The organism is Myxococcus sp. AB056 (assembly GCF_006547365.1).
GTDB classification, from domain to species: domain Bacteria; phylum Myxococcota; class Myxococcia; order Myxococcales; family Myxococcaceae; genus Myxococcus; species Myxococcus virescens.
The window spans coordinates 14,595-26,863 of sequence record NZ_VHLB01000040.1; the positions used below are offsets into that span (position 1 = coordinate 14,595).

At 66.9% G+C, this 12,269-nt stretch carries 11 protein-coding genes; 8 read left to right on the forward strand and 3 right to left on the reverse strand.

Going from position 1 to position 12,269, the window contains the following annotated elements:
* Positions 1-11: 11 nt before the first annotated feature.
* Positions 12-608 (reverse strand): signal peptidase II, encoded by a 597-nt coding sequence (gene lspA, locus FMP39_RS18735; RefSeq protein ID WP_141591707.1) that lies wholly within the window; start codon positions 606-608, stop codon positions 12-14.
* Positions 609-749: 141 nt separating this feature from the next.
* On the opposite strand from lspA, the gene FMP39_RS18740 reads away from it, so the two are divergent.
* Positions 750-1,103 carry a hypothetical protein gene (locus FMP39_RS18740; RefSeq protein ID WP_090486788.1) on the forward strand — a complete coding sequence of 118 codons (354 nt, stop codon included), beginning with the start codon at positions 750-752 and terminating at the stop codon, positions 1,101-1,103.
* Between the two features lie 58 nt (positions 1,104-1,161).
* On the opposite strand, the gene FMP39_RS18745 is transcribed toward FMP39_RS18740, so the two are convergent.
* Positions 1,162-2,541, reverse strand: a complete 1,380-nt coding sequence (locus FMP39_RS18745; RefSeq protein ID WP_194858458.1) for an endonuclease/exonuclease/phosphatase family protein — start codon at positions 2,539-2,541, stop codon at positions 1,162-1,164.
* A 237-nt stretch (positions 2,542-2,778) separates the two neighbouring features.
* Here FMP39_RS18745 and FMP39_RS18750 point away from each other — a divergent pair, with 237 nt between their 5' ends.
* The 7 genes from FMP39_RS18750 (at position 2,779) to FMP39_RS18780 (ending at position 11,643) form a co-directional block, all read left to right on the forward strand.
* Entirely contained in the window at positions 2,779-3,537 is a 759-nt protein-coding gene (locus FMP39_RS18750; protein WP_194858459.1) for a Mut7-C RNAse domain-containing protein, read from the forward strand.
* A 239-nt stretch (positions 3,538-3,776) separates the two neighbouring features.
* On the forward strand, positions 3,777-4,502 hold the full coding sequence (locus tag FMP39_RS18755; protein WP_141591710.1) for a hypothetical protein: 726 nt from the start codon (positions 3,777-3,779) through the stop codon (positions 4,500-4,502).
* On the forward strand, positions 4,499-4,972 hold the full coding sequence (locus FMP39_RS18760) for a cytochrome c family protein (RefSeq protein WP_141591711.1): 474 nt from the start codon (positions 4,499-4,501) through the stop codon (positions 4,970-4,972). Before FMP39_RS18755 ends, FMP39_RS18760 begins: the two co-directional genes overlap by 4 nt.
* Positions 4,972-9,225 (forward strand): DUF4114 domain-containing protein, encoded by a 4,254-nt coding sequence (locus FMP39_RS18765; protein WP_141591712.1) that lies wholly within the window; start codon positions 4,972-4,974, stop codon positions 9,223-9,225. Before FMP39_RS18760 ends, FMP39_RS18765 begins: the two co-directional genes overlap by 1 nt.
* Positions 9,226-9,230: 5 nt before the next feature.
* A complete protein-coding gene (locus FMP39_RS18770) occupies positions 9,231-9,755 on the forward strand; it encodes a prepilin-type N-terminal cleavage/methylation domain-containing protein (protein WP_228558114.1) in 525 nt (174 codons plus the stop codon).
* Positions 9,752-10,993, forward strand: coding sequence for a PilW family protein (locus FMP39_RS18775; RefSeq protein ID WP_141591714.1), 1,242 nt, complete (start codon positions 9,752-9,754; stop codon positions 10,991-10,993). The genes FMP39_RS18770 and FMP39_RS18775 overlap by 4 nt, the downstream gene beginning before the upstream one ends.
* 2 nt (positions 10,994-10,995) lie before the next feature.
* Entirely contained in the window at positions 10,996-11,643 is a 648-nt protein-coding gene (locus tag FMP39_RS18780; protein ID WP_141591715.1) for a Tfp pilus assembly protein FimT/FimU, read from the forward strand.
* 72 nt (positions 11,644-11,715) lie between these two features.
* Here FMP39_RS18780 and FMP39_RS18785 read toward each other — a convergent pair whose 3' ends face one another.
* Entirely contained in the window at positions 11,716-12,255 is a 540-nt protein-coding gene (locus FMP39_RS18785; RefSeq protein WP_228558109.1) for a class I tRNA ligase family protein, read from the reverse strand.
* Positions 12,256-12,269 lie beyond the last annotated feature (14 nt).

Below are 12,269 nucleotides of genomic sequence, written 5' to 3' on the forward strand. Positions count from 1 at the left end.
CCGCCCGCCCGTCACGGATTGGGGCTTTTCGGCGCCCGCAGCGAGTCCAGCAGCATGAGACTCACCCCGACGGTGATGGCCACGTCCGCCACGTTGAAGGTCGGCCAGCGCATCCCCGGCTGGTTGCGCCAGTGCCAGTCGATGAAGTCGATGACGTAGCCACGCAACAACCGGTCCACGAAGTTGCCCAGCGCGCCAGCCGTCACCAGCGCCAGGGCCACCCGGGCCAGCCGCTGCTCCGAGGGCGTGCGCCGGTACATCACGAAGATGAAGCCCATGGCCGCCAGGCTCACCACGAGGAAGAAGAGGCGCCGCACGCCCTCGGGCATGTCGCCGAAGATGCCCCAGGCCGCGCCCGGGTTCTCCACGTAGCGGAAGTGCCAGTAGTCCTCGATGAAGCGATAGGGCCGCAACACCCGGTACGAGCCGTCCTCGGGCGGCGGGCGGTTGTCCAGGTTCTGCTCGGTGACGAACCCCGTCACCCGCGCCAGGCCTTCCCGCCCATCCAGGGCATCCGTCAGCCGAGAGACAGCCAGGTACTTGGTCACCTGGTCTGCGGCGAGCACCGCGACAATCACGAGGAGGACGAATCGATGGGAGACTTTCATGTCGCGCGCCCTCCTCTATCCCGCTCCCCGGAGTCCTGACAATGAAGAGTGCCCACCCGCCCCTTCCTTGTCCGCTCGCTCCATTTCCCGGCCGGCACGGGATTGGGGCATGGTGTCACCATGCCGCCTGTTGAGTCCGACGTGAATCCTTCAGTCTCCGACACGCCCCCACCCACCGAGGCCGCGGCCAAGCCAGCGAAGCCCTCGCTGATGGCCCGCTTCAAGAACCTGATGCTCGAATTCGGGCCGCTGGCGCTGGTGGTGAACTACGTCATCTTCGGCCTGGTGATCGTCGGCTTCTACGCCGCCATCGAGTTCGGCTTCCAGCCCAGCAGCACCGGCGAGAAGGCGGGCAGTTGGGCGGCGGCCTACGCGGCGTCGCAGGTGGTGAAGCCGCTGCGCCTGGCCGCGGTGTTCGTGCTCACGCCGCTCATCGCCCGGATTCCTCCCGTGGCGCGCTTCATCGAGCGGAACAAGCACAAGTGGAGCTTCTGAGCCGAGGCCCGCGGCGGCCCAGGATGGCCGCCGCGAACCCGCCAGAAAGGGCGTCCCCTCAGAAGTTGGGGACGAGGAAGTCCTTCACCACGCCCATGTGCTGCATGTTGGAGGAACTGCTGTCGCCGGACTGCACCGGGGCAATCTCCGACAGCGGCCGGTAGGTGCGGCTGTCGAGCACCAGCCCGTTGGGGAAGGTGCTGGAGCCGATGACGGTCGCCTGCTGGTACTGGCGCAGGTCCTGATCCACCAGAATCTGGTCGTAGGGCTTGTTGCGGTTGCTGTTGGTGCCCGTGTTGCCGTTGTGGTCCGCCGGGTGCGGCCCCGCCGTCGTCACGACCTGCCGGAAGGTGGCGAAGCAGGACTCGCTGAAGCTGTCCGTGTTCAGGTCGCCACCGATGACGAGGTAGTCGTCCTCGGGAATCTGCGAGCGGACCTCGTTGACGATGGCCTGCGCCTCCGCGTTGCGGTTGCTGGAGCTGGACGTGAGCAGGTGCACGCTCACCGCCCAGAGGTCGCGGGGACCGGGGATGTCGATGCGCGCCCAGGCGAAGTCCCGGTTGGACACGCGCGGGTCGGGCCACTGGCCGAACTGGATGATGGGCCAGCGGCTGATGATGCCATTGGGAATCTGCGCGCCCGTCTCACGGGAGTAGTGGAAGCCCGGCGCAATCTGGTCCACCAGCGAGCGGATGTCCGACGCCGAGTTGCTCCCGTAGTTGAACTCCTGCATCAGCACGATGTCCGGGTCCACGCCCTTGATGAGACGGATGCCGTGCCCCGGGTCGTAGGACTGGTAGTTGCCGCTGCTGAGGTTGGACGCCATCACGCGGATGGAGGTGTGGCCCGCGTCCGTGCCACCATCGGTCCCCTCGTCGGTTCCGGCATCCGTCCCCGCGTCCGTACCGGCATCCGTGCCCGCGTCGGGCTCGGTGCCAGCATCCGGCTCCGGATCCACGCCCGCGTCCGGCTCAGGGTCGGTGCCGGCATCCGGCTCCGGGTCCACGCCCGCGTCTTCTTCCTGGATGCCGCCGTCATCGGTGGACGTGCCGCCATCCTCCAGGGCGCCGCCGTCCGTCTCCTCGTTCGAGCCGCCGTCCACGCCCGCGTCGGTCGGCACGCACGCGTTGCTCGGCACGCAGTGGCCGCCCTCGGCCCCCTCTCCGGACGAGGGGCAGCAGACCGCATCCGGGTGCTCGCACGCGGTCTGCGAATCACAGGCCCGGACGCACAGGTGGCGGTCATGAGACGCGACGAAGATGCAGGATTCGCCCTGCGAGCAGTCTTCCCTGGCGCCCTCGGGGCTGCACTCCGTCCAGAGAACCCCTCCATCCTCGAGCGGCTGCGGCACCTGAGGCGGGCTGCCCTCACCACACGCCAGGGAAAGAAGGGTGAGCGAAACCGCCGCGCACAGGAGGGAGGTGAGCGTCTTCTTCATGCTGTCGGACTCAGGAGTCGAGAGGGGGGAAATCGCCGACGACACCCAGGTGCGGACGGCGGCGGGAGTATAGGAACCCTCGATGTGACGATCTTGTGACTTATGGCACAGCTGAACGATTTTATCTACGCAGTCACCCGGAAACGTCACAGGAAGTCTGGCGGACCCGGCACGGCAGTCACAGAAACATCCCCGTGAAGCGCGGAGGGCCACGACAACGCGGGCCGGAGGGTGGACATGGGACAGCCGAAGGCCCAGGTGACGATGCGCTTCCACGGCGCGCTGAATGACTTCCTGTCTCCCGCGCACCGGCATCAGACGTTCAGCCACGCGCTGAGAGGCCGCCCATCGGTGAAGGACCTCATCGAGGCCTTGGGTCCGCCCCATCCGGAAGTGGACGTGGTGCGTGTGGATGGCGAGGCCGTGGACTTCACCCACCGGGTGCAGCCGGGCGCGTGCGTGGAGGTCTATCCCGCGTCCATGGACGAGGCGCCCGGCGTCCGGGTGGGGCCTCCGCTCCAGGACACGCCCCGCTTCGTGCTCGACGTGGGGCTGGGACGGCTCGTGGGCTTCTTGCGGATGCTGGGCTTCGACGCCCTGTGGCGCAACGACTTCGCGGACGACACGCTCGCGCGGCTCTCGCATGACGAGGACCGCATCCTCCTCTCGCGTGACATCGGGGTGCTCAAGCGCGGCGAGGTCCTGCGTGGCTACTTCCCCCGCTCGACGGACCCGGCGGAGCAGTTGGTTGAGGTGGTGCGCCGCTACGGGCTGACGTCTCGCATGCATCCCTTCTCGCGCTGCGTCGCCTGCAACGCCGCGCTGACCTCCGCCGAGCCGTCCGAGGTGGCCAGCCGCGTCCCCGAGCGCGTGGCGGAGCGGCACTCGCGCTTCCAGCAGTGTCCGGACTGCCAGCGCGTCTACTGGGCCGGCACGCACCACCAACGAATGCAGGCCCTGGTGGACCGGCTGCGCGAGCTCGAAGGCGCCCCCTAGGCGTCCGGATCGCTCAGAACATTGGAACTCGAGAAGTCACCAAGGCGTAACGGAAACCTCGCAAGTAATTGCAACTCCGCAACTCTTGCGAGGTCTCTTGAGACTCAGCCCTGAAGTACGACCCCAGCGTCGTCCACGAGTTCCGGCCAGTTACAGCGCCGCCGCTCAGGCATGGCAATTGCCTAGTGCGCAACACTGGCATCGCCCTCACGGGCCGGAGTCCAAGGGAGTCCCGCGACATGGTGCAACGTCCCACAGCCCGACGGCGGCAAGGTGGCTTCACGCTGCTGCTCGCCATGGGCGTCGTCACGATGGTCACCCTCGCGGTGCTCCTCAGCTACGGCGTGGTGAGCCGCGAGGCGGAAGTCCAGGGTGATGGCCGCCGCTACAAGGAGGCGTACTTCGCGGCGGAGGCGGGCCTGGCCGAGGGGCGCGAGGCGATGCGCATCCGGCTGGGGAGGAATCAGATGTACAACGACGCCCTCGCCAGCATGCCGCTGGTCAACGAGCCAGGCCTGAACGGCGGAGCCCGGCCATACCTGGAGGTCCTCCCAGGCCCCGGCGCCCCTGGCTCGTGGAACTCGCTGGCCATCAATCCAGAAAACCTTGCTCCTGGCGAGCGACAGAGTCCTGGCGGCGAGGCCTACGCGGCCTTCCCTCTTCAGCAGAACGTGCGCTACCGCGTGTTCGTTCGCGATGACGAAGACGACAACGGCGCCCCAGACGGGCTGACGGACCTCAACGGGCAGGTCTGGCTCATCGCCGTGGGCGAGGTGGTGGGCCCCGCAGGCAGCCGTCCCACGCGGGCGGTCATCCAGACACTCATCGCCAACGAGAACGCGCCTGCTGTCACCAGCCCCGGCACCGTGATGACGGGGGGCGGCTCCGACAACACCTACAACAGCGGGGGCAGCTCGCCCACCACCCGTGACAAGGTCACGACGCTCGAATCCGGCACCCCATGAAAAGACTTTCCCTGTTATCGCTCTTGCTGGTGCCTGGCCTGGCCGTTGGCGCCGCGAATGAAGGCAAGCTGGCCTTCGACAAGGCCTGTGCCCGCTGCCACGTCATCACGCCTCAGGCCCAGGGCAGCAGCGGCAAGAATGCGACCGCCGCGAAGAAGCCCGCCCCCATCAAGAAGCGCGGCCGAAACATTGATTTGGGTCCCCTCGTTCCTCAGCGCACCCCCGAGCAACTTCGCACGTGGATCGCGGGCCCCACCCAGCTCAAGCCCAAGACGAACTGCGACACGCGCCTGCTGCCCGAAGCCGACCGGGACCTGCTCATCAACTACCTGGCGGTCAGCATCCATCCGACTCCGCCTTCGCGAGAGGAGCTGCTGCGTCAGCAGCTCAAGGAAGACCTCGCCGCGAGCCGTGCGCAGAAGCAACGCAAGGCCAATGACTCGTCCCGCCGTTCCCAGGGGAAGAAGTGATGCGCATCCTTACCCAGACGCTCGCTGCGTTCGCATTGCTGGCCGCGCCGGTCGCCTATGCCCAGGCAGCCTCGGAAACCCCGGCCAAGTTGTGCGAAGACCAGCTCGCCCAGAACAAGCAGCCGGAGTTCAGTGATGAGAACCTGGAGATCCAGGCGTCGACCATGCTCATCACCGAGGACAATCCAGCCCGGCTCCAGCTCAACACGAACCGTACGGCGCTGAACTCCGAGCACATCTTCTTCCCGTTCGACCAGAACGTCACCATCAGCTACGTGTACGAGTCCGCCGGTGCCTCGCACTCGCTCGGCTATGTCTACATGGACGACCTGCGAGAGCGCGGGTACGTCGATGCCAACGGCAACCTGCTGGACACCAACAACAACGGCATCCTGGACCTGCACGAGGACCTGTTCAACCTCGCGCCCCGGAACGGCGCCAAGTCCCGCCCCTATATCGGCAGTGCCCGTCGCTGTACGCGAAACTTCACCTCGGGCGGAGAGACGTACAACCAGCCTGAGCTGGCGATGAACGCGGATTGCAGCAACACGTTCCAGCAGAACATCAGGCTGGCGGATGCCCGGCCCGGCCTCGGCGGCGAATGGAATTGGACAGACCAGATTGGCGAATTCGCCACGGGTAGCATCACCGCGCTCAGCTTCTCTGATGGAGGGCTCTTCCCCCACCTGCCCAACCTCCTGGAGCCCCCCTCGGGGGCCAACGGCAACATGGGATTGGGGCGAATGGTGTTCCTGCTCGCCGACGATGACGACGGCTACGCCACCTACCGGGACCTGGCGCCCGTGAAGGATGAAGGCGACTTCTCAGAAGGCATCCCGGACTACGACGTCTCCAACTATGACCCGCGAGGCCTGCCGCGCGCCGGCTCCAATCCGGACGTTGGCATCACGGCCTATGACCGAACCGTGGACATGGGAATGATTGAAGGTGGCAAGGAAGTCGTCTTCTTCATTGCCGTCTATTACCAGAGCAACCATGGCCCCCGCGAAGGCTATGTCTTCCCCTGCCTGAAGCAGGACCCGGATGGCCGGTGCGCGCTGCACCTGCGCACGTCCATCAACGTCTTCTTCTCCAAGTCCGCTTGGAACATGGACCAGAACCCCGAGGGCGGCACGATTGTCGCCGAGCGCAACATCGGGTGCCAGTATCTGGAGGGCTGCAACCGGGACAACCCCGCCAGCACGCCCGCGCAGGCCTGCCGGGTCCAGGGCACCAACGAGTACTACTGCGGCTGGCTGGACGGCCCCATCGACGAGTGGGGCACCACGCTGTACCGCCTGGCGAACGACGAACTCTACGGCAACCTCGTGATGCCCATGGAGAAGGTGACGATTCCCCGTCCCCCGGGCGTGCGCAACCCCATGCCTCACGTCATCGTGGGCGCACCCACCACGGACCCCTTCCGCTGGATTCTGGGCTTCGAGGACATCCCCGGCGGTGGTGACCGCGACTTCAACGACGTGGTGTTCGTCATCAACAAGCAGAACGGCGGCAGCACGCGCTCGGCCACGGTGTCCGGCGACCTCTCGCCAGACATCGCCAACGACTTCGTCATCACCAAGGTGCGCTTCAAACGCCAGGACGACTTCGCGCCCCACCCGCGCACATGTACCGGTGGGCCGCCCTGCTTCTCCGAGGATGTCGCGGGCGCCTGCACGCCGGAGGATGGCCCCGAGCCCTCCATCACCTATTCGCTGGCGGTGGACTGCCGTATCTGTGAGCCCAATCCGGACACGGGCGAGATGGAGTGCGTCCCCAACCCGGAGCAGCCCACCTGGTTCCCGGTGGTCTTCCCCGAGACGACGCCGCCCACCCAGGAGGTGGAGCTGGACATCATGTCCATGGGCTTCACGGGCTCTCAGCTCTGCTGGAAGGTGGACATCACCAGCCCCAACGAGCTGTGCCGCCCCATCGTCGATGACGTCGAAGTGGGCTATCAGGCCGTCCGTGCCGGCAGCTACTCGCGCGCCTCCCCGTCCACGGTGGGTAACGCCATCGTCTGGGGCGTGAACGAGACACCGGGCAGCGCCTGGGGCCGGGCCGGCACCTGGCCGGGTAACGGCATGCCGGCGCCGGGGGTCCGGGCCTATGACGGCAACAAGGACTTCACGGTCCGCGGGCGACTCCACTTCCGCACGCTCTATGACCCGGAGAACCCCGTCAGCGGCACCGCTGGCGAGAGGGAACGCTGGGACGCGGGCCGGGTGATGGCGCTGTCCTTTGGCACAAGCAGAAGCGGCTCCGACCCGCTCGAGCGAAAGCTCTTCACGATGAACGCGTCGGGCAACCGCAGCACGATCTCCGACCTGATGACGGACACGAGCAGCACCAGTCCGCTCTTCCCGGACGCGCTCTGCGACCTGGAGCAGAACGGCCGGTACCTGTACGACCTCAACAACGACGGCAAGTGCGGCACGCCCTCCATCACCGCTCCCGATAAACACGTGGAGGGCCCCGCCAACGATCGCAACTTCTTCAGGGAGTGGTTGTATGGCTGGGAGCACCGCCTCAGCGGCAGCCAACGTCGGCCCTGGGCGTTGGGTGGCATCAACATGTCCACCGTCGCCATCAGCGTGCCGCCGTACCTCGACGGCTGGGCCCTGAACGCTCGCGCGGGAGAGGTGGACCTGTACCGCCGCAACTTCATGGAGCCGCTCGCCGAACGGCCGACGGTGGCATACGTCGGCACCATGAACGGTTACCTGCACGCCTTCGATGCGGGCGCGTTCCGCAACTCCACCTACGACGAGTGCCTTCCGAATTCGCCCCAGGTACGCGGCTACTTCGACACCACCGGAACGTGCGCGGGCCCCGGCAGCATCCATGAGCGGAACTATGGCTCAGGCGCTGATCGCTTCACGTACATGCCGCGCATGCTGCTGGAGCGCTATCGCAACCTCTACGTGCGCTTCAATGGCTCGGGCAATCTGGCCAGGCCCGCGATGGATGCCTCACCCAGCCTCGCCAACGTGGACTTCGGCATCAATGGGGAGTTCGAGTGGAAGCCCATGACCTCCGCGTCAAAGACGGAGGGCGCCAAGACGGTGCTCGTCAGCGCGTCCGGAAAGAACAGCCCCGCCGTCGTCGCGCTCGACATCACCAACCCCAATGACGCCTGGTACCCCCTGCCGCTCTGGGAGTTCAACCTCCGCGACACCAGCATCGACCACGCGTTCTCCACGGCGAAGCTGGCCGACCCCAGCGTCGAAATCCCGGACAACGCTGGCTCGAGCCATGCGCCCTCGATTGGCCGCCTGAAGTGGGGCTCGGAGGCAGAGGGGAAGTGGGCCGCCATCGTGGGCACGGATTACGTTCCGGCGTCGCCGATGCACGCCGGTGCGCTCTATCTCATCGACCTGAAGACGGGGCAGCCGCTCAACTTCGGCGCGTCGCCCGGCGGAGCCAGGGCCGGCATCATCACCCTGGACCGGGGCTCCGGCATCGCCGCGGAGACCGCACTGGTGGACATCGACCGCGATGGTAACTACGACGTCATGTACGTGCCCACGACGGCGGGCAGCGTCTACCGCATCAATCTGGACCAGGTGAGTACGAGTGCACCGCTGGGTCGCAAGGTGAAGACCTGCAGGATTGCCAGTGCGCCGTCCACGCTGGCGAGCCACCCGGACGCCGCGACGGGACAGGACCCCATCTACCAGCAGATTCACTCCAACCTGGGTGTGAACGTCCTCCGCAACGGCGGCAGCCCCGTGGTGCGCTTCTACTTCGGCACGGGAGACAACCCGGACGAGTTCTCCGATGGTCCGCCGAACAAGGACAGCTACCGCTACCATCTGCTGGCCTTCGAGGATTCCGACCCCACCGGCCGGGAGGCGTGCGAATTGCTGGAGCCCCTGTGGGTGCAGCAACTGGATCCGGGCCAGGCGGTGTGGGGTGGCGTGGTCCTGGCGGCAGACAAGGTCTATGCGACCACCGCCGTGGGCGCTGCGGCGGACATCTGCAACCTGAGCGAGACCGAGAGTGGCCGCTTCTACGAGTCCGGACTGCTTCCGGATGGCAACAACCCGCCCGCCATGGCCAGCGCTTCGCTCGGCGGGCATGCGGTGAATGCGCCCGTGGTGCATGACGGGCACGTCATCATTCCCAAGGCCCGGGGCGACGTCGACGTGTTGGGCGATGGAACCTACAACACCGGCTCCATCGCTGGCGGGGCGGCACGCTCGAAGGTGCTCATCTACGCCCCCAGCCCGGACGGGAGGATTCAGCAGTGAATTCCATGAAGCGGCGCCAGCACGCCCGGGGCATCACGCTCCTGGAGGTGCTGGCCACCATGGCCATCCTGCTGCTGGGCATCGGCGCGGCGATGCTGGTCGTGACCCAGACCAGCTACTCCAACCGCCGCAGCCTCAGTGCGACGCAGGCGCAGCTCATCGCCGAGCAGACCCTGGAGAACATCACCATGCTGGGCTGCACACTGGACCCGCCGTGCCTCAATCTGGTGGGCCTGGATCAGACCTTCACCCTCTTCCAGACGAGCGCGGGGGCGCTGAGCCGCGTGCCGCCCGCGGACCCGGAGGTCATCGCGCGCGCATACCAGGTCGTCGTGGATGTGGACCTCCCTTCGCAAGTCACCACCATCGAGCCAGGCTCCGTCGTTCCGGAGGACCTCACCCGAGACCTGGTCCCAGGGACTCCCGACTCCCGGGGGAACGTCGCCCACGTGCGCGTCCTGGTGAGTTGGCAGGAACAGGAGCGCAGCGACCGTCAGGTGGTGATGCTTCAGACGAGGGTGGCTCCGTGAAGCGTTCGTCCATGCGGATTCAGCGCAGGGCCCGCCGCGGCTTCACGTTGCTCGAGGTGATGATTGCGAGCACCATTGGCCTCATCGTGCTTGGAGCGGGCCTGGTGGCCGCCATGCAGATGCAGCGCCGTGCGCTCTTCGAGGAACAGACGATGCTGGCCCAGGTCACCGGGCGCACGGTGAAGGAGTTGATTGCCGCTGACCTTCAACGCGCCGGCGCGGGCATGGGGAACAGCCGCATCACGTTCCACGACATGCGTGTGCAGACGGCGATCCAGGTGTGGACCGAGCCGGACCTGGCGGCGGCGGACGCAACTCGCCCCTTTCCCGAGGATCCGGGCTTCGCGCTCCCTCCCGCGGGCCCACTTGAAGATTCCGTGTCGGACGTGCTGCAACTTCACTGGGGGGACACACGCGGCATGGTCACCATGGCGCCGTGCGGTGGCCCTCCGCCTCCGGCGACGGGCACCGCGCGTTCCGGTGTTCAGGGCTTCTGCACGTCCATGAACCCGTCCACAAGGCTCCAGCCCACGACCACCCCGTGGGTTCCCGCCTTCGTCGTCAATCCCAACAAGGACATCGCGTGCCATGTGCGCGTCACCAATGTGGACACGAGCAGCAACGTCATCACGGCTGAGCCAGGATTCGGCACGGACAATACAAACAACGGCCCCTGTGCGGAGCCGGCTGACTCGAGATGGAGCGTCAATGATCCCCGTGAGGATACCTGGCGCATCATGCAGGCCCAGAGCGCGACCTACCGGGTGAACTGGGCCAGTGGAACTCCGACGCTGGAGTACCTGGGCCCGAACGCGGAGAACTGGGTGGTCTTGAGTCGGGATGTCGAGCGCCTCACGGTGCGGCTGGGTGTCGCGGCCATCGCAGAGCCGTTCGGCGGCATGCGCTGGTTCCCGGATGAAGAGAACGGTCGGCTCTTATCCTTGGATGAATGCACCATCGACACTTGTCCCATCGAAGTGCATCCATCGGAGCCTGGCGCGCCCGGGACGGACGAGGAATTGCGCCTCCGCTTGAGGCAACGCATCCGTGAGGTGGAGGTCACCCTGGTCGTCCGCACGCCGCGGGCGGACCGCGAGGCCTTCAACCCGGACGAGCCCATCCGCCTGGACGCGGAAGAATTCCCGATTGACGGCTTCAAGCGACGCACCTTCACCTTCCGGGTGACGCTCCGGAACTTCGCGGCAGGCAGCCTGCAGCCCCGCCTGACGGAAAATTGAGCATGAGGCACACACGCGGAATCACACTGCTGGAGATGATGGTCACAGTGGCCATCGCCTGCATCCTGCTCGCCGCGGCGCTGATGGGCATCCAGACGCCCGTCAACCGTCAACGCGAGAATGAGGCCACGCGCGAGCTGTGGGCCTCCACGCTCCGTGCCCGGCAGCGCGCCCTCACCACCAACCAACCCGTGCGCATCGTCGTGGAGGAGAACGTCCCTCGCGGTGATGGAACCCGGCGCACCGTGGCCCGGTGGGAACAGCTCCGGTGCGACAATGACTGGGACAACGCGAGCTGCCCCGCGAACGGCTGTGAGAACACCACCTGCCGCGCCAACCCGGACTGCTGCAGCGAGCTGGGACCGGACATCGTCATTCCCGTCTCCATGAACGCATCCGCGATTCACGGGCTCTGCTACATGCCCGGCACCGGCCGCCCCGTCAGCCCGGGCGACCTGACCTGCATGCGGGACTTTCTCGATGACCTCCCCGCGCTGGACGCCGCGGCCCCGGGCAACCTCCGCTTCGACTTCACGTCGGGCCGGCCGCGCAGCCTCATCCAGGTGGAGCCACGGACGGGCCTCGCCAATGTGATGGACTGCAACCCTCACGCATCGACCCAGAACCAGGCTATCGAGTGCGTGAACTGAGCACTGCTGGTACCTGAAGAGGACCCTCCCACGGGACACATCCGCCGGGGAGGGTTCCACCCAGGCCGCCCGCTACGCCGCCAGCGCCTCGCGGCACTTGAGGCAGACGTCGCCGCCCTGCCCCACCGCTTCCGAGTACGTCCAGCAGCGCGGGCACTTCTCGCCGTGTGCAGGGAGCACCTCGGCCGTGACGCGGACGCCTTCGCCGAAGGCCTGCGCCACGTCCAATGTCTGCGCCGCGTCCCCCTTCACGTCCGCCAGCTCCACCTGGCTGGTGATGAAGAGGCCCGGCAGCTCGGCCAGGTTCGCCTGGAGGAAGTCGCGCGCCGCGCCCTCCGCCGTCAGCACCACCCGCGCCTCCAGCGATGAGCCGATGCGCTTGTCCCGCCGCGCCGCCTCCAGCACGCCCTGCACCGCGCCGCGCACCGCGAAGAGCTTCGCGTAGCGCTCGGCCAGCGCCGGGTCCAACTTCGCGGACACCACCGGGAAGCCGCCCAGGAAGACGCTCTCCGCCGGCTTGCCCGGCAGCGTCTGCCACGCCTCCTCCGCCGTGAAGCTCATCACCGGCGCCAGGAGGCGCAGCAGCACCGAACGGAAGGCCGCCTTCCTCATGAGTCGAGAGTTCT